General features: G+C 39.1%; 15 protein-coding genes. 7 read left to right on the top strand and 8 right to left on the bottom strand.

From position 1 onward, the window contains the following. Positions 1–5: 5 nt before the first annotated feature. Both HMPREF2957_RS05120 and HMPREF2957_RS05115 read right to left on the bottom strand, forming a co-directional pair. Complete coding sequence (locus HMPREF2957_RS05120; protein ID WP_070677904.1) at positions 6–1,688, bottom strand: N-acetylmuramoyl-L-alanine amidase; 1,683 nt, start codon at positions 1,686–1,688, stop codon at positions 6–8. 109 nt (positions 1,689–1,797) lie between these two features. After that, positions 1,798–2,157 (bottom strand): DUF3397 domain-containing protein, encoded by a 360-nt coding sequence (locus HMPREF2957_RS05115; protein ID WP_025170162.1) that lies wholly within the window; start codon positions 2,155–2,157, stop codon positions 1,798–1,800. A gap of 245 nt (positions 2,158–2,402) precedes the next feature. On the opposite strand from HMPREF2957_RS05115, the gene HMPREF2957_RS05110 reads away from it, so the two are divergent. Further along, positions 2,403–3,653 carry a dicarboxylate/amino acid:cation symporter gene (locus HMPREF2957_RS05110; RefSeq protein ID WP_070677902.1) on the top strand — a complete coding sequence of 417 codons (1,251 nt, stop codon included), beginning with the start codon at positions 2,403–2,405 and terminating at the stop codon, positions 3,651–3,653. A 13-nt stretch (positions 3,654–3,666) separates the two neighbouring features. Continuing rightward, the gene (locus tag HMPREF2957_RS05105; protein WP_070677900.1) at positions 3,667–4,608 is read left to right on the top strand and encodes an ATP-grasp domain-containing protein; all 942 of its coding nucleotides are present in this window, start codon (positions 3,667–3,669) and stop codon (positions 4,606–4,608) included. 227 nt (positions 4,609–4,835) lie between these two features. Here the strand turns inward: HMPREF2957_RS05105 and HMPREF2957_RS05100 are convergent, their stop codons facing one another. Genes HMPREF2957_RS05100 through HMPREF2957_RS05080 form a run of 5 tightly spaced genes read right to left on the bottom strand, consistent with a single transcriptional unit; the run spans position 4,836 to position 9,540 of the window. Further along, the gene (locus HMPREF2957_RS05100; RefSeq protein WP_070677899.1) at positions 4,836–5,699 is read right to left on the bottom strand and encodes a YihY/virulence factor BrkB family protein; all 864 of its coding nucleotides are present in this window, start codon (positions 5,697–5,699) and stop codon (positions 4,836–4,838) included. Positions 5,700–5,738: 39 nt separating this feature from the next. Then, entirely contained in the window at positions 5,739–7,793 is a 2,055-nt protein-coding gene (locus HMPREF2957_RS05095; RefSeq protein ID WP_070677897.1) for a cation:proton antiporter, read from the bottom strand. Between the two features lie 11 nt (positions 7,794–7,804). Next, entirely contained in the window at positions 7,805–8,059 is a 255-nt protein-coding gene (locus tag HMPREF2957_RS05090; RefSeq protein WP_004252478.1) for a hypothetical protein, read from the bottom strand. Then, positions 8,052–8,609: a tRNA 5-(aminomethyl)-2-thiouridylate-methyltransferase MnmM gene (locus tag HMPREF2957_RS05085; RefSeq protein WP_004252480.1), complete on the bottom strand. Its 558-nt coding sequence runs from the start codon at positions 8,607–8,609 to the stop codon at positions 8,052–8,054. The genes HMPREF2957_RS05090 and HMPREF2957_RS05085 overlap by 8 nt, the downstream gene beginning before the upstream one ends. Further along, positions 8,593–9,540 carry a tRNA modification radical SAM protein MnmL/YtqA gene (locus HMPREF2957_RS05080; protein WP_070677896.1) on the bottom strand — a complete coding sequence of 316 codons (948 nt, stop codon included), beginning with the start codon at positions 9,538–9,540 and terminating at the stop codon, positions 8,593–8,595. The genes HMPREF2957_RS05085 and HMPREF2957_RS05080 overlap by 17 nt, the downstream gene beginning before the upstream one ends. 191 nt (positions 9,541–9,731) lie before the next feature. Between HMPREF2957_RS05080 and HMPREF2957_RS05075 the strand changes: the two genes are divergently transcribed. From HMPREF2957_RS05075 to HMPREF2957_RS05055, 5 genes are all read left to right on the top strand, one after another. Next, entirely contained in the window at positions 9,732–11,918 is a 2,187-nt protein-coding gene (locus HMPREF2957_RS05075; RefSeq protein WP_148131981.1) for a PTS transporter subunit IIBC, read from the top strand. A gap of 53 nt (positions 11,919–11,971) precedes the next feature. After that, positions 11,972–12,790, top strand: coding sequence for an endonuclease/exonuclease/phosphatase family protein (locus HMPREF2957_RS05070; protein ID WP_070677894.1), 819 nt, complete (start codon positions 11,972–11,974; stop codon positions 12,788–12,790). 148 nt (positions 12,791–12,938) lie between these two features. Continuing rightward, a complete protein-coding gene (locus tag HMPREF2957_RS05065; RefSeq protein ID WP_004252486.1) occupies positions 12,939–13,664 on the top strand; it encodes a CppA N-terminal domain-containing protein in 726 nt (241 codons plus the stop codon). Continuing rightward, positions 13,661–14,593, top strand: coding sequence for a serine hydrolase domain-containing protein (locus HMPREF2957_RS05060; RefSeq protein ID WP_004252488.1), 933 nt, complete (start codon positions 13,661–13,663; stop codon positions 14,591–14,593). Before HMPREF2957_RS05065 ends, HMPREF2957_RS05060 begins: the two co-directional genes overlap by 4 nt. Before the next feature lie 9 nt (positions 14,594–14,602). Beyond that, entirely contained in the window at positions 14,603–15,514 is a 912-nt protein-coding gene (locus tag HMPREF2957_RS05055; protein WP_004252490.1) for a DMT family transporter, read from the top strand. A 78-nt stretch (positions 15,515–15,592) separates the two neighbouring features. On the opposite strand, the gene HMPREF2957_RS05050 is transcribed toward HMPREF2957_RS05055, so the two are convergent. Beyond that, positions 15,593–16,876 carry a uracil-xanthine permease family protein gene (locus HMPREF2957_RS05050; protein ID WP_004252492.1) on the bottom strand — a complete coding sequence of 428 codons (1,284 nt, stop codon included), beginning with the start codon at positions 16,874–16,876 and terminating at the stop codon, positions 15,593–15,595. Between the last annotated feature and the right edge of the window lie 58 nt (positions 16,877–16,934).

Raw genomic sequence — 16,934 nt, 5'->3', positions numbered from 1 at the left:
TTACTTTATTTACCTGCGTAATATTTTTGAATACCTTTGACAATCCCTGCTACCAATCTATTTTGGTAAGAATCACTACGAACTTGTTGGTTTTCATTGAAATTGTCAATATATCCCAATTCCAATAGAACGGCTGGTTTATCAGTTTCTCGAAGGACCGCAAAACTACTTTGTAGGAGTCCTGCATCTTTAGCACCAGTTTCAGCTAATAGGGAAGAGTGGATATCTGCAGCTAGGCGATTGCTTTCACTGATACGGTCGGGATGGTTATGCCAGTATGGATTAATCTTAGAAGGATAACCAGCAGCTTCTTCGTAAGAATAGGTCTGAATACCAGAACGGTTAGAAGCAGGGCTGCCACTAGCATTGAAGTGAATACTAATAAAGATATCTGAATCAGTCTTATTAACCATTCTTGAACGTTCGGTGACAAAGTCTACAAAGACATCACTGTCTCTTGAAGAAAGAACAGTATAGCCAAGTCCTTCAAGTTCCTTGCGTAGCTTTTGGTAAACTTGCATATTCAGTTCTTTTTCAGTGATGTTATAATAAGATGCACCAGGATCTTTACCACCATGGCCAGGATCTAGGAAGATAATATTGTTATATTTCCCTTTTTCAAAACCACGACTCACAGAAGTTTCACCAATCCACTTCCCATTGCTTTGGAATTGATGAGTTTGCCCATCGATTTTATGGGTCCCTGTAACATAGACTCCATTTTCATCTACATAGTAGCGGGCTTTATAGTAGCTGTCGTCAATCCATTCGCTCTTAGCCATGTAGCCACCTGCCTTGAGGTAGTAGGAGCCAATCCATTCACGTGCTGCGTAAGCACCACCAGATTTTAAGTAGAACCAGCTATCATAATTTTTATCGAAAATCCATTCTTTTTCAGCCATGGCCCCGCTAGCTTTTAGGTAGTAGCTACCTTGCCATTGGTTACTTGCCATAGTAGCATCTTTGTTAAAGTAGTACCAGGTACCACTAATTTTATCCCACTTGTTTTTGATTACTTTACCAGAAGAAAGGGCATAGTACCATTGTCCATCTTGTTTTACCCAAGAATTCTCAGCCATGGCGCCACTATTGGTAAAGAGATAACCGTCAAAAATGGTGTTGCTGAGCATGACTCCGTCTTGATCAAAATAGTACCAGACACCACCGATTTTATCCCATTTTTGTTGAGAAATTTTTCCATAAGCGTTAGCGTAATACCATTTATCTTGGAGTTTACTCCAACCAGAATCGACCATAGCCCCGCTACTAGTCAGGATATATCCGTCAAAAATAGTATCGCTCAGCATGATGCCATCTTTGTTGAAGTAGTACCATTTTCCTTGAATTTTTTTCCAGTTAAGAACAGGGGCATTGTTTTCATAGAAACTCCAGTGGTTTTCCTCTAATACCCAACCTTCTTTTTTGACTTCTGGAGCCTTGTCTTCCTCTTTCTTAGCTGGAGTTTCACTTGGATTTGTTGTAGAAGTTGTTGGTACGCTTGAACTTGTTTCAGTAGAAGGAGCAGTTTCCTTGGTTGAAGGGATGCTCTTTTTTTCTTTTTCTGTAGTTGTAGTTTCTTGTGTCGTTTCTGCTGTAGTTTTTACGTTATTTTCTTCAGCCAAAGCAGGGTGTGTTGCGAATCCTAGGTAAGTAAGCGTGATGGCACTTGCCAAGAGCATTTTTTTCACTTATTTGATCTCCTATTTTTTTAATAATCTCTTTTTAAAATGTCATTAGAAAAGCACCTCATGTGGAAGAACTAGTCGCCAACTGTTGAGGTGCTGGCATGATTTATTTTTATTTCATCATGAAGATTTGAACAATCATAACGATGTAGATGAGCAATGTGAGTAGAAATCCAGCTCTCCAAAAGAATTTAAGGAATTTTGGATAATAAAAGCTGCGTTTTTTGCTCAGGAAGAAAAAAGCTAAAATAATAGCTAGCAAAGATAGGGCTGCCCCTAAAATGGGAAGTTGATTATGGGTAAAAACCTTTGCACTGATTAAATAGTATTCAAAAATCAGAAAAGGAAAAGCCAAATCTGCAAAGTTAATCCCCTTTTTCTTTAACTTAAAAAATCTACTAAAGATAATAGCCAAAGCCAAGGTTAGTACCAAAAGCAAGACGGAAGCGAGTTTCATTAAAATCATAACAATATTGTATCATAAAATTTGAATAAAAGAAAAGCATATTCCCTGATTTAACAGTGTTTTTCTAAAAATTTTTGTTTAGAAACTGATTTTTTATACTATATCAAACATCAATGTGATTTACTTTGTAAAGTTGGAGTAGTTTGAACCTTCATTATAAATCTTTTTTATGGTGACAATAAAAAATATATATTAGTCAGGAGAGAAGAATCGTAGTAGAATGAGTAGCAAATAAAACAAAGGAGTTTCTTATGAAATTAGTTACTTTATGGTCAAAACTCTCACTAGGCATTCAATTATTGGTGGCTTTGGTCTTGGGTGTTATCGCTGCCCTTATCTGGCCACAATTTGCAGGCTTTTATCAATTTTTAGGTCAAGCCTTTATTAAATTGATCAATATGGTTATCATTCCGCTAATCTTCCCAACCATCGTTGTTGCAGTAGCTGGAGTTATCGGAAAAAAATCTTTCGGAAAAATCTTGACCAAGAGTTTGGTTTACTTTTTCGTCGTAACAACTGCCATTACTCTTTTGTTTGTATTTGCTAGTTACTATTTAGGATTTGGTCAAGGAGTGAATATCGGTCAAACTGGTGGAAACCTTGATGGGATTGCTAACAATGTCAAGTTCAGCGAATTTTTGCTTGGTTTCATTCCATCAAATATCGTTAAATCTCTTTCAGATGGCGCTCTATTGCCAATTATCGTTTTTGCAATCTTTCTTGGTTACGGAATTGGGAATCTTAAGTCTGATAAATCTCAGAAGATTATCGAAGGTTTCCAAATCTGGATTGAAGCCATTTACAAGATTGTTGCAGTAATTATCAAACTATCACCGATTGGTATTTTTGGATTTATCGCTAAAGATGTTGCAACTACGGGTGTCGACAAGTTGATTGGGCTTGGTCAGTTTGTAATTGGAACTTATCTGGCTTATGCTGCTTTGGTTCTCCTTATTTTCCCTTTGATTGCTTTCTTCTTTAAAGTACCGTATTTATCAGCCTTTCGTGAAAATTGGAGTCTCTTAACTCTGGCCTTTGTTACTGGAAGTTCTAGTGTGGTCTTGCCATCACTTCTTAAAGATTTGAAAAAACAGGGGCATGACGAGCATACAATTGATTTAGTTGTTCCTTTAGGATATACTTTTAACTTAGAAGGAGCAGCGGTTTATTTCTCAGTAGCGACAATTTTTATCGCCCACGCCTATGGTATTCAATTTTCTTTATCAAGTCTCTTATTTACTGTTTTATTGTTGACTTTGATTGGAAAAACTGCAGCAACTGTGCCATCAGGAGCTATCGTAGTTCTATTAGCTGCAGCACCTCAATTGGGCTTGCCAGTTGAAGGAGTGGCCTTGATTTTTGCAGTTGATTTCTTTGTCAATGCAGGTCGTACCATGATCAATGTTTTGGGTCAAATCTTAACAGTCAGCGTTATTGAAAAAACAGAAGGATATATTTTAGATGAAGAAAAGGAAAGCCAATTATCAGTCAGCTTTTCTTAAGGAGATATAAATAATGAGTGAAGCAAAAGTTTATGTGATTCATGAGAATCTAGAATGGACTCAACATTTAGTGAAATGGTTGGAAGAATTAGAAGTCCCTTATGAACTATGGGATTTGTCTAGTGGGATTTTAGATTTGCAAAGCCCACCGCCGCAAGGTATCTTTTACAATCGTATGTCTGCCTCTTCTCACACAAGAGGACATCGCTATGCGCCAGAATTTACAGAGCAGGTGATTACTTGGTTAGAAGCCTACGGACGCAAGGTTGTGAATGGTACCGGTGCTATCAACCTTGAAATTAGTAAAGTCAAACAATATTTGAAGTTAAACGAATCTGGTATAGAGACTCCCGCAACAGTTGCGGTTTTAGGGCAAGAGAACATTATTGAAGCAGCAAGAAAATTAAACATTTATCCTTTGATTACCAAGCACAATCGAGCTGGAAAAGGATTAGGAGTTCAACTCTTCCAAAATGAAGAGGAACTGGCAGCTTATGTCAATAGTCCCCTCTTTGAACCATCAGTGGACGGGATTACCTTGTTACAAGCTTACATCAAACCAAGTGATGGACGTATCCGTCGTTCAGAGTTTATCAATCAGAAGTTTCTCTATACTGTTTCGATCGATTCTTCAGATGGATTCCAACTGTGTCCAGCAGATGGTTGCCAAATCGGCAAGAGACCAGAGCAACTAGAAACGTCTGAAAAATTCCAGATTACAGAATCTCTAACAGATGACCGGAGAGAAGCTTATGAGAATTTCTTGAAAAATGCTCAGATTGAAGTTGCGGCGATTGAATGGGTTCAATCAGAGAGTGGAGACATTTATGTCTATGATGTAAATACCAACACCAACTACAATCCTACCGCAGAAAAAAATGCCACTATTTTTGCTCACCAACATTTGGCTCAGTATCTAAAAACAGAATTGCAAGCCCTAACGAGTGGACAATAAAGTAGAAAATTCAAAAATCCCCCAGTATTAAATGACTGGGGGATTGATTTGATTATACTCTTCGAAAATCTCTTCAAACCACGTCAGCTTCCATCTGCAACCTCAAAATAGTATTTTGAGCTGCCTTCGTCAGTTCTATTCACAACCTCAAAACGGTGTTTTGAGCAACCTGCGGCTCGCTTCTTAGTTTGCTCTTTGATTTTCATTGAGTATTAATCGATAAAAAATTATTGATTTGCTTTAAAGTCGGGGTCTTTTAGGCTTTGAACACTGGCATTGATGACAGCACCGATGATCAATATCTTGGCAATGATAATGAACCAGAACATCATCACAACAACGACGATAGAACTGAAAAATCTGACGTCAACGAGATAATTGACATAATTGTTGAAATAAGCTGCAAAGATGTTTAATAATGCAATAGTGGTAACTAGTACAAAGAGACTTCCAGGTATGACGTATCGAATCCGACTTACTTTAACATTTGGTAGGAAATAGTAGAGCATAATCACGGTAGCAAAAAGAAAGGCATAGATCAGCGGTCCTGTAAAATCCTGTAGATAAGAAAACAGAGCACTCTCGGATTTCCAGTAGTTTTTAAGCAGGTCCAATAACATATGGCCGAACATACTGAGGAATAAGGCAAGGGCAAAGAGAATTTGAAGGCCAAAGCTAACCAAGAGACTCATCAGCTGGTGTGAGATAATTCCTCTATTTTTTGCAACTCCATAGGCTTTATTAAAGGCCTTCTGAAGAAAATCCATGGATTTGGAGAAAGTCCAAAGAGCTGATAAGATAGCAAAACTTAGTAAACCTGTTGATGGTTGAGTCAGAACTTCTCTGACAATTTTTGCAACAACTTCATAGATTGTATCTGGTAAAAATTCCTTGATTGTTAATAGAAAGTTTGAGATGGGAATTTGAAAGTAGGGTAAGATATTGACCACTATCATAAGTAAAGGGAAGATTGAAATCAACCAATAGTATGCAACAGCAACGCTAGTTAACTCACTATCGGAAGCTTGATAGTAGTGCAAAAAAGCTTTTAATAAGGGTCTATCAGTCAGCTGTTTCCACAACTTTTTCATGTTACAATCCTCCAGTTTTTCTCTTGTTTTCTATAGACTTTAATTTCTTCGGACTAATTCCATCATATCATAAGGTAAGGTATTAGCAGATTCTTTTAAGGAATAAGTTTCTAAATTATTGACATTTTGGCGTAGCTTTTTAGCATACTGAGCTGAGATGAGTTTTTGAGCTTCGTATTCAAAGATACACTTACGCTCAAGGTAGTATCCTCTAAGCATTTCATCAATGTTATTGGGTTTGATACGATTGATAACCCGTTCCACAAAGGCACCACTCGTAATATGACTGGTTTCGCGAAGACGAGATTCCTGCATAAAGCTGATCAGAGAACTCTTATAAATCCCTTTGAGGTTTTCCAAACTCTCGATAATAATTTCAGTGTTGGCTAGGTAGAGTTCAGCAATCTGGTCATAATCAATGGCAAGAAGTCTCTGTTTTTCCTTGTCTTTCCACGAACGGAATGTTTTCCCAAATGTGAGCAATTCATGAAGTAGAAAACGAAGAATGCGTATGGAGACAAGGAAGTAGTAGGTTAGTCGAGAAGCAAAGTTTCGCTTAATAATTTTCTCCATGCTTTTCAAATAGCGTTGGTAGACACGATAAGCACGATCTCCAATCTTTCCTTCTTCATAGGCTTGTTCCAAGCCATCGCTTTCAACACTGAGAATCAAGAGTTTAAGAGCTTCCCAGTCTTCCTGAATCTCCTTGTTCTCCTGACTAAGAATAAGATTTTCAATACGTCCATGATAATTGTCAATAGCCGCATAGAGTGGAACCTTGTTTTTTGTGTTCTCTAAATCCTTCTCTAATTCCATGGCAACATCGTTTAAGATAGCGATGTGCATGAGCTGATCCTTAGATGGTTCTTTCTCTTCAGAAAGGTGCGGGAGTACTAGTAATCCCGTCAGGAAACTGACCAGGGTTACACCAGCTACGAGGAAGAGAAGAAGAGGGTATTCTTGTTCCAGATTAGACGGTATCAAAAGGATAGTGGCAATGGATACAGTTCCCTTAACACCAGAAAAGGTAAGGAGGAGCATGTCTTTGACATACTTGTCTAAACTTTTATGAAGCTTCTTAATCCGAAATGCGTAAAATCCATAGATCATGACAAAGCGGATAGCAAAAAGCAGGAAGGTCAAGAGGAAAACGCTGAGTAAGAGAAGTACTTTGTTGTAGAATGCACTCTTAAGAATTGGTTCCGCGATCATTTCCAGTTCCATCCCAAGAATGACAAAGACTGAACCATTGAGCATAAAGGTTACAGTCTGCCAAACAGTCTCAGTAACTGTATCAACTTGCGCTTCCAGGAGATTTATTTTCTTGAAACGACTGGCTTTCAGAATCCCAGCAACAACAACGGCGATGATGCCTGAAACATGAATTTCTTCGGCTATGAAAAAAGTCAAGAGAGGTAAACTAAGTTCCAATAAGAGCTCATTTGCGATATCTGTTGCACGGACACTGAGTAGAAAGGTATGAAGGAAGCGATTGATTAAGGCCGTTATTAAGCCGACTGTAAATCCTCCAACGATGGAAATGGCTAATGAAGTTCCGGCTTGGGTAAGGGAGAATGTTCCTGTTGTCCAAGCGATGAGAGCCATACGAAAGGCTACTAGTCCAGAAGCATCATTCAGAAGACCTTCCCCTTTTAGGATATTAGAGACCCGCTTTGGGAAGGAAAAGCGTTGAGAAAGAGATGCGAAGGCGACTAGGTCTGTTGGCCCTAAGGCGGCACCAACTGCTACACAGGCGGCTAATGGTAGGCTAGCCCAAAGGACATGAGCGACTCCCCCCATGCTCAAGGCTGAGATAAAGATAACTGGAAAAATCAAGTAGAGGACAATCCGCCAGTGTTTTAGGATAGAAGTAATGTCTGCTTCTTGAGCTTCGCGAAAGAGTAGTGGGCCAATGACTAAAGCTAGGAATAACTCAGTATCTAAATGATATTGGTTGTTGGGTAAACAAAGTCCAATTCCAATCCCTAACAAAATTTGAATCAGAGGCATGGGTAAAAAGGGAAGAAGTTTATTGGTCGTACTAGAAACAATAAGAACCAGTAAAAATACCAAGAGATAAAAAAGTAAATTCATTTTCCACCTCCCTATTTTTGGTTACGACAATTTTCAAAAAGTTCCTTTTGTTCTTGGATTTTTTGATCGATCTTTGAGCAGTCCTTATGTTCTATTTTTTTCTGACAACGCTCCATTTCAAGTGAAATCATTTTCTTCTTGATTTTCAGCATTTTTTTACTCATATGTGCTTCATCCAAAATACCAACTGCACGTTCATGTTGGGTTGACTCGACAAAGTTGTGACGAAGAGCTTCGATTTTATCTCGTAGGTATTGTTTATCCATGGCGATACCTTTCTAATTTTTCAATCATAACTAAAAATGGTGGATTGTTAATTTGGTTGAGGGTGCGATAGATAGTGGCAGTATATTCTTGTTGTGGTAACTGACTAACATAATCCATAACTGCATCCCGTTCTATATCTCCGCCTTCATGCCCGTAATAAATCATGATGGCTATTCGTCCGCCTTTAACGAGCATCTGACAGAGTTTTTCAAGTGCCTCAATGGTTGTGTGAGGTTTAGTAATGATAGACTTATCGGCAGAAGGAAGATAACCCAGATTAAAGATGGCTGCTTTCGCCTCAGTTACAAACTGATCTACGGTTTCATGACCTTGTAGAAGTAACTTGACATTGGTCAATCCGGATTCTTGTAGACGTTGACTTGTTTTTTCAAGAGCTTGTTCTTGTATATCAAAAGCGTAGACTTGTTTAGCTAATTTGCCAAGGAAAAGTGTATCATGTCCATTTCCCATTGTTGCATCTACAACAACATCATCTTTTGTGATGACTTCGGCAAGAAAATCATGTGCCATTTCAAGTGGTTTTTTCATTCATAAACTCCTGTTTTACAGCCTTGCATCCTTGGACACTACCTCGACGTCTCATTTCAGCTTCTATGCTATTTAGAACTTCCCATTTATTGAGACTCCACATAGGACCAATCAGCATATCTCTAGGCGCATCACCCGTAATCCTATGGATGACTATATGTTTAGGAATAATTTCTAGTTGGTCACAGATAACTTTCACATAGTCATCTTGACTCATAAGCTGCAGTCTACCCTCGTGATAATCACGTTGCATCCGAGTATTTGTCATAAGGTGAAGTAGGTGAAGTTTAATCCCTTGAATATCATTATCAGTCACACAGCGACGAACATTTTCCACCATCATGTCATGAGTTTCACCTGGCAAGCCGTTAATCAAATGGGCTACAATCTCAATCTTGGGATATTTTCTCAAGCGCTTAACCGTCTCCACGTAAAGTTCATAGGAGTGGGCACGGTTAATCAATTCAGAAGTTTCCTCATAGGTTGTTTGTAAACCTAACTCTACAGTAACATGCATTCGTTCTGACAGTTCTGCCAAGTATTCGATAGTCTCATCAGGCAGGCAATCTGGTCGTGTACCAATATTGATTCCAACCACACCAGGTTCATTAATAGCTTGTTCATAGCGCTCGCGAATGATTTCAAGTTTTTCATGAGTATTAGTAAAGTTTTGGAAATAGACTAGATATTTTTTTACATCTGGCCATTTGCGGTGCATAAAGTCAATTTCTTTATAAAATTGCTCACGAATAGGAGCGTCAGGTGCAACGATAGCATCTCCAGATCCAGAAACCGTACAGAAAGTACAACCTCCATGAGCTACTGTACCATCACGATTTGGACAATCAAATCCGGCATCGATAGGAACTTTGAAAGTTTTTTCTCCGAATAAATTTCGATAATAATCATTCAAGGTATTATAGGATTTCATAGTTAATATTATATCAGAAAACCCCAGTAAACTCAAAGTTAGTAAACAATTGAAGAGAAGTAAGAAATTTTTAAAATCAAAAAATCTTATATAAATCCTTTACAAAAAAAATTAAAGTGGTATAATAGAGGTGTTAACGGTGCAAACGTTTTCGTAAATCGTTTGCACTAAAATAAAATAAGGAGATTTGAATGATGAAAGCTACATTCAAAAATGTTTTGTCTTTCGAGTTTTGGCAAAAATTCGGTAAGGCTCTAATGGTGGTTATCGCTGTTATGCCAGCGGCTGGATTGATGATTTCAATCGGTAAGACACTTGCAATGATTAACCCTAACTTTGCTCCACTTGTTGTTACAGGTGGAATCCTTGAGCAAATTGGTTGGGGAGTTATCGGTAACCTACATATCTTGTTTGCTCTTGCTATCGGTGGTAGCTGGGCTAAAGAACGTGCAGGTGGTGCCTTTGCAGCAGGACTTGCCTTTATCTTGATTAACCGTATCACTGGTGCTATCTTTAGTGTTAGTGGTGATATGTTGAAAGATCCTAATGCTATGGTTTCAACAATCTTTGGTAACTCTATCAAAGTTTCTGATTACTTTATCAGCGTGTTTGAAGCTCCAGCACTTAACATGGGTGTGTTTGTAGGGATTATTTCTGGTTTTGTAGGGGCAACTGCCTTTAACAAATACTACAATTTCCGTAAACTTCCTGATGCACTTTCTTTCTTTAACGGAAAACGATTTGTACCGTTTGTTGTTATCCTTCGTTCAGCAATCGCTGCAATCCTTCTTTCAATTTTCTGGCCACTTGTTCAAACAGGTATTAACAGCTTTGGTATCTGGATTGCCAACTCTCAAGAAACGGCTCCAGTTCTAGCACCATTCTTGTATGGTACTTTGGAACGCTTACTCTTGCCATTTGGACTTCACCACATGTTGACTATCCCAATGAACTATACAGCTCTTGGTGGTACTTATGATGTCATGACTGGTGCAGCAAAAGGTACTCAAGTATTTGGTCAAGATCCACTTTGGCTTGCATGGGTAACTGACCTTGTAAACCTTAAAGGTACTGACGCAGGTCAATACCAACACTTGTTAGATACAGTACATCCAGCTCGTTTCAAAGTTGGACAAATGATTGGTTCGTTTGGTATCTTGATGGGTGTCATTGTGGCTATCTACCGTAACGTTGATCCAGATAAGAAACACCAATACAAAGGTATGATGATCGCAACTGCTCTTGCAACATTCTTGACAGGGGTAACTGAACCAATTGAGTACATGTTCATGTTCATCGCAACACCTCTTTACCTTGTTTACGCTCTTGTTCAAGGTGCTGCCTTTGCAATGGCTGATATTGTGAACCTTCGTGTACACTCATTCGGTTCAATCGAATTCTTGACTCGTACTCCGCTAGCTATCAACGCTGGTATTGGTATGGATATTGTTAACTTTATCTGGGTGACAGTGCTCTTTGGATTTATCATGTACTTTATCGCTAACTTCATGATTAAGAAATTCAACTATGCAACTCCAGGACGTAACGGTAACTACGAAAATGCAGATGGTTCTTCTGAATCTTCAGCTGCCGGTGAAACTAAAGTTGCAGAAGCTTCTCAAGCAGTTAACATCATCAACCTTCTTGGTGGACGTGCGAACATCGTTGATGTCGACGCATGTATGACTCGTCTTCGCGTTACTGTAAAAGATGCAGAAAAAGTTGGAACAGAAGAACAATGGAAATCTGAAGGAGCTATGGGACTTGTCATGAAAGGACAAGGTGTCCAAGCTATTTACGGACCTAAAGCTGACGTTTTAAAATCAGATATCCAAGATATTCTTGATTCTGGAGAAGTGATTCCTGAAACTCTTCCAAGTCAAATGGCAGCAGCTCAAAAAGATACTGTTGTATACAAAGGTGTGACTGAAGAAGTGTACTCAGTTGCTGATGGTCAAGTGATTGAATTGGAACAAGTTAAGGATCCAGTATTCTCACAAAAAATGATGGGTGATGGATTTGCAGTAGAACCATCAAATGGAAATATTGTATCTCCAGTTTCAGGTACTGTATCAAGTATCTTCCCAACTAAACATGCTCTTGGTCTTGTAACTGAAGCAGGTCTTGAAGTTCTTGTCCACATCGGTCTTGATACTGTAAGCCTTGAAGGAAAACCATTCGATGTGAAGGTTTCAGAAGGCCAAGCAGTAGCTGCTGGTGATCTCTTAGTCAAAGCTGACCTTGGTGCTATTCAAGCAGCAGGTCGTGAAACTACAACTGTAGTAGTCTTTACAAATGGAGATGCTATCAAGTCAGTTAAATTAGAACAAACCGGTTCTCTTGCAGCTAAAACAGCAGTTGCAAAAGTAGAATTGTAATACACTAAGGGGTTGGAAGCTGTTTTCCAACCTCTTGTTTATAGGAGAAAAACATGAAGTTTTTAACACTCAATACTCATAGTTGGATGGAAAAAAATCCTGAAGAAAAATTTCAGCTCTTGTTTCAAGATATACTTGAAAACAGTTATGATTTGATTTGTTTTCAAGAAATCAACCAAGAAATTACATCAACTCAAGTAGAGTCTGGACCACTTTACAATCCGTTACCTTCAGCAGAACCCATTCACCAAGACCACTATGTTCGTCTTTTGGTAGAGAAGTTGTCTGAAAAAGGACTGGACTATTATTGGACATGGGCTTATAATCATATCGGATATGACCGTTATCATGAGGGAGTTTCAATTCTATCTAAAACACCGATTGAGGCGCGTGAGATTTTGGTTTCAGATGTAGATGATCCAACTGATTATCACACTCGTCGAGTTGCACTAGTAGAAACAGTAGTAGAAGGTAAAGAGCTTGCAGTTGCGAGTGTGCATCTCTCTTGGTGGGATAAAGGATTCCAAGAGGAATGGGCAAGATTTGAAGCAGTTTTAAAAGAGTTGAATAAACCTCTGTTATTAGCAGGAGATTTTAACAACCCTGCAGGTCAGGAAGGATATCAAGCTATCCTAACTAGTCCGCTAGGCTTACAGGATGCCTATGAAGCTGCTCAAGAAAGAAGCGGTAGCTATACAGTCCCACCTGAAATTGACGGTTGGAAGGGTAATACAGAACCGCTTCGAATTGATTACGTCTTTACGACAAAAGATCTTCAGGTAGAAAAGTTACAGGTAGTTTTTGATGGCCAAGCAAGTCCGCAGGTCAGTGATCACTATGGTCTTCAAGCAGAACTTTCTTGGAAGAACTGACAAAGAATTTTACTAAAATAAAACGAGTCCCCCTTCGGATATGCGAAGGGGATTCCTTATTCAAGGGGTTAATATAGTTAAAGTTTTTAGTTGAATAACTTGTAAAATGAAATAAAATCCTTTAAAATAAAAAGTGTTGGAGGAATTTATGAATGTAAATCAAATTGTGCGTATGATCCCGACGCTAAAGATAAATAATAGAAGATTAAATGAATTGTTTTATATCCAAACCTTGGGTATGAAACCCTTGCTTGAAGAGTCGGCTTTCTTATCGCTAGGAGACCAGTCAGGCATTGAAAAATTGGTTTTAGAAGAATCGCCAAGTATGAGAAGCCGTAAGGTTGAAGGGATCAAAAAATTAGCTAGATTGATTGTAAAAGTAGCGAATCCATCCGAGGTTGAAGCACTGCTAGCTAGAATGGAAAAACTTCCTCAACTCTATAAAGGAAATAAGGGATATGCTTTTGAAATCCTTTCACCAGAAGGGGATCTTGTCCTAATCCATGCGGAAGATGACATCAAAGATTTGAGAAAGTTTGATGAAACTGTTACTTTCACAAAAGATGAGAAACTGCAATATTTAACAGCATTTGATATTTCAGCAGAAATTAACTTGCCTGCTGAAACGACAAGCCTGCTTGAAAAAGAGGAAATCGAAACTAGCATAACTTTTAAACAAGCTCAAGGTAGTGATTTGCTTGTTGAAAATAATGTAACTTGGGATTTGTCTATGTTGAAATTCCAAGTAAAAGAACTTGAATTGGCTAGTCTGCGTCAACGTTTTGAAACTGCAGGTTACTTTGTTCCTAAGTCTGAGAAGTTTTTCCTAACCAAGGATGCCAACAATATCGAATTGTGGTTTGAAGAAGTATGAAACAAGAAATCATTCAAAAAATAGAGCAACAAATTGAGGCAGGGATTTATCCTGGTGCCTCTTTTGCGTATTATCGGGATGGTGAATGGTTTGATTGCTACCTCGGAGAAGCAAATCCAGAAATTGGAGAGCAGACTTGTCAAGGTTTAGTCTATGATTTGGCAAGTGTGAGCAAGGTCGTCGGAGTTGGGACTGTCTTAACTTTTTTGTGGAAGCAAGGCAAGATTGAGCTCGATCAATCCATAAAGACCTATCTTCCAGAGGCGGATTATCCAGATATCACCATTCGTCAACTCCTCACACATTCTACGGACTTGGACCCGTTTATTATCAATAGAGACCAGTTGAATGCAGAAGAATTGAAAGAAGCTATGTTTCATTTGAATCGCCGAGAGAAGAGAGCCTTTCTCTACTCGGATGTGCACTTTCTCTTGCTCGGTTTTCTCCTAGAGAACTACTTTGAAAAAGATTTAGAACAGATTTTACAAGAGCAAGTTTTCGATCCATGGAAGATGAAGGAAACTCAGTTTGGACCAGTTAGCAGTGCTGTTCCAACTGTTCGGGGACAGAAAGCAGGAGTGGTGCATGATCCTAAGGCACGTTTACTAGGTAAACATGCTGGAAGTGCAGGCTTGTTTTCAACTGTGAAGGATTTAAAAATCTTCCTTGAGCATTATTTACAGGATGATTTTGCTGACGGATTAAGCCAGAATTTTTCAGATTTGAGTGATAAGGAACGCTCCTTGGCCTGGAATCTTGAAGGTGATTGGCTAGACCATACAGGCTATACTGGAACCTTTATCATGTGGAATCGTAAGAAGCAGGAAGCTGCGATTTTCTTGTCCAATAGAACCTACGAAAAAGACGAGCGTGCGCAGTGGATCATAGACCGTAATCAGGTCATGGACCTAATTCGTGAAGCAGACTAGGGAGGAAGTATGTCAAAAGCTCTTAAAGGAACTCTTTTTACAGTAATTGCTGGTATTGCTTGGGGCTTGTCTGGGACCAGTGGTCAGTACCTAATGGCTCATGGGGTATCGGCTCTAGTCCTAACCAATATTCGTTTAATTGTTGCAGGTTTGCTCTTAGTTCTCTTGTCCTATACAAAGTCTAAGGAACAATTTTTGGCTTTTCTAAAAGATAAATCAAGTCTCTTTTCTCTCTTACTATTTTCTTTATTTGGCCTCTTTCTGAATCAATTGGCTTATTTATCGGCTATTCAGGAGACAAATGCAGGTACAGCGACGGTGCTTCAGTATGTCTGTCCTGTTGGAATCTTGGCTTACACATGTATAAAGGATAAGGTAGCACCTACTATAGCCGAAATCCTTTCTATGATTTTAGCAATAGGTGGAACCTTTTTAATTGCGACTCATGGTCAGTTGGATCAGCTCTCTATGACACCAGCAGGTCTCTTTTGGGGCTTGTTCTCTGCTTTAACCTATGCTCTTTATATCATTTCACCCATTAAACTCATTCAAAAATGGGGGAGCATTCTGGTTATTGGTGTTGGTATGACCATCTCAGGTTTTGTAGCAGTGCCATTTACTGGGTTTATCGGTGCTAGTCTACCTATGTCTTTTGATATTTTCTTAGCATTTGCTGGAATTATTCTCATCGGGACTGTTTTTGCCTACACGGCCTTTCTTAAGGGAGCAAGTATGGTTGGACCAGTCAAATCTAGTCTCTTGGCCTCTATTGAGCCAATATCTGCGGTATTCTTTGCTTTCATGATTATGGGAGATATCTTTTATCCTGTAGATTTTCTTGGTATGGCAATGATTTTATTGGCTGTGACTATTATTTCTTTAAAGGATTTAATGCTAGAAAAGAGAAAGAAATCAGCGTAGATGTTATGTTACCTTATCAAAAAGTTAGTATTGAATATAAAAAATCCACTCAAGAGAGTGGATTTTATTTTTTTTACATTAGTCTTTATTTTCGTATGGCAAGATCAAGTTCAAAAGGATACCTGTCATTGCTGATAGGGCAGTACCTGAAAGTGTAACTGGACCAAGTTTAAGGATTGCTCCACCAAGTCCAAGCACGAGCATTGCACTTGCGATGATAAGATTACGCATTTGACCAAAGTCTACACGTTCCTTGATCAAAACCTTCAAACCGTTGCTGGCGATAACCCCATAAAGAAGGATAGACATACCACCAAGTACGGCGCTAGGGATTGTAGAAATCAAAGCAGTGAATTTACCAAGGAAGCTAAGGGCAATTGCGATAAAGGCTGCGTTACGGATGACTGAGACAGAAGCGATACGAGTCATACCGATCACCCCTGTATTTTCACCGTAGGTTGTATTAGCAGGACCACCAAGGAAGGCAGATACAGATGTTGCGATACCGTCACCAAGAAGGGTACGGTGAAGACCTGGTTCTTTCAAGAATTGACGGCCACAAATTTGGCTCAATACTGTATGGTCACCAATGTGTTCTGAGATTGTTACGATCGCGATTGGTAAGATTGCGATTGTCTCTGGGCCGAAGTAAAGGTTGTATTCTTTGAAGGCACCACCTGTGCTAAATGGTAGGTAGAAGCCTGGAATTTCGAACCAGTTAGCTTGAAGAACAGGTGTGAAGTCTACTAAACCAAGAAAGACTGCAAAAATATATCCACCGATAATGGCAAACAAGAAAGGAATGATACGAAGGAATCCTTTTCCTTTTGTATTGATAAAGGCAGCGATGAGGAAGGTAACTACAGCTACAAGAGCATTTTTCCAGTTGCCATCAGCAACAAGACCAGCATTTGTTACAGCTGAACCTGCAAGACCAAGACCGATAACGATAATCATTGGTCCGATAACAATTGGTGGTAAAAGTTTATCAATCCATTTTGTACCAGCAAAGCGGATGCTAGTTGAAACAAGAACGTAGATTAAACCAGTTAAGATAACCCCTGTTTGAGCAGCAGAAACATCGCCACCCATTTCCTTCATAGCAAGAGACATTGCAGTGATGAAGGCAAAAGAAGAACCGAGATAGACCGGAACTTTAAAGCCAGTAGATACCATGTAAATCAGTGTTCCGACACCTGATGCAAACAGGGCAACAGATACAGGCATTCCCAAAATCAGTGGCACCAAGATGGTAGCACCAAACATGGCAAACACGTGCTGGAAGCTGAGTAGAATTCCCTTACCAAAAGAAGGACGTTGGTCAACGTCGAGTAACAAATCAACAGTTGATTCTTGTTTCATAAATACCTCACTTTTTGGGCATCAAAAAAGAGCCCATTATTTTACAGCAATAGGCTCT

The sequence above is a fragment of the Streptococcus sp. HMSC062D07 genome, from assembly GCF_001814215.1.
Lineage (GTDB): Bacteria > Bacillota > Bacilli > Lactobacillales > Streptococcaceae > Streptococcus > Streptococcus infantis_I.
The sequence above is the reverse complement of the archived record's forward strand: the minus strand, read 5'-3'. Positions and strand labels throughout refer to the sequence as shown.

Coding starts and splice junctions, on each gene's coding strand:
- HMPREF2957_RS05110 (WP_070677902.1), top strand. CDS start 2,403: ATGAAATTAGTTACTTTATGGTCAAAACTCTCACTAGGCATTCAATTA.
- HMPREF2957_RS05105 (WP_070677900.1), top strand. CDS start 3,667: ATGAGTGAAGCAAAAGTTTATGTGATTCATGAGAATCTAGAATGGACT.
- HMPREF2957_RS05100 (WP_070677899.1), bottom strand. CDS start 5,699: ATGAAAAAGTTGTGGAAACAGCTGACTGATAGACCCTTATTAAAAGCT.
- HMPREF2957_RS05095 (WP_070677897.1), bottom strand. CDS start 7,793: ATGAATTTACTTTTTTATCTCTTGGTATTTTTACTGGTTCTTATTGTT.
- HMPREF2957_RS05090 (WP_004252478.1), bottom strand. CDS start 8,059: ATGGATAAACAATACCTACGAGATAAAATCGAAGCTCTTCGTCACAAC.
- HMPREF2957_RS05085 (WP_004252480.1), bottom strand. CDS start 8,609: ATGAAAAAACCACTTGAAATGGCACATGATTTTCTTGCCGAAGTCATC.
- HMPREF2957_RS05080 (WP_070677896.1), bottom strand. CDS start 9,540: ATGAAATCCTATAATACCTTGAATGATTATTATCGAAATTTATTCGGA.
- HMPREF2957_RS05075 (WP_148131981.1), top strand. CDS start 9,732: ATGATGAAAGCTACATTCAAAAATGTTTTGTCTTTCGAGTTTTGGCAA.
- HMPREF2957_RS05070 (WP_070677894.1), top strand. CDS start 11,972: ATGAAGTTTTTAACACTCAATACTCATAGTTGGATGGAAAAAAATCCT.
- HMPREF2957_RS05065 (WP_004252486.1), top strand. CDS start 12,939: ATGAATGTAAATCAAATTGTGCGTATGATCCCGACGCTAAAGATAAAT.
- HMPREF2957_RS05060 (WP_004252488.1), top strand. CDS start 13,661: ATGAAACAAGAAATCATTCAAAAAATAGAGCAACAAATTGAGGCAGGG.
- HMPREF2957_RS05055 (WP_004252490.1), top strand. CDS start 14,603: ATGTCAAAAGCTCTTAAAGGAACTCTTTTTACAGTAATTGCTGGTATT.
- HMPREF2957_RS05050 (WP_004252492.1), bottom strand. CDS start 16,876: ATGAAACAAGAATCAACTGTTGATTTGTTACTCGACGTTGACCAACGT.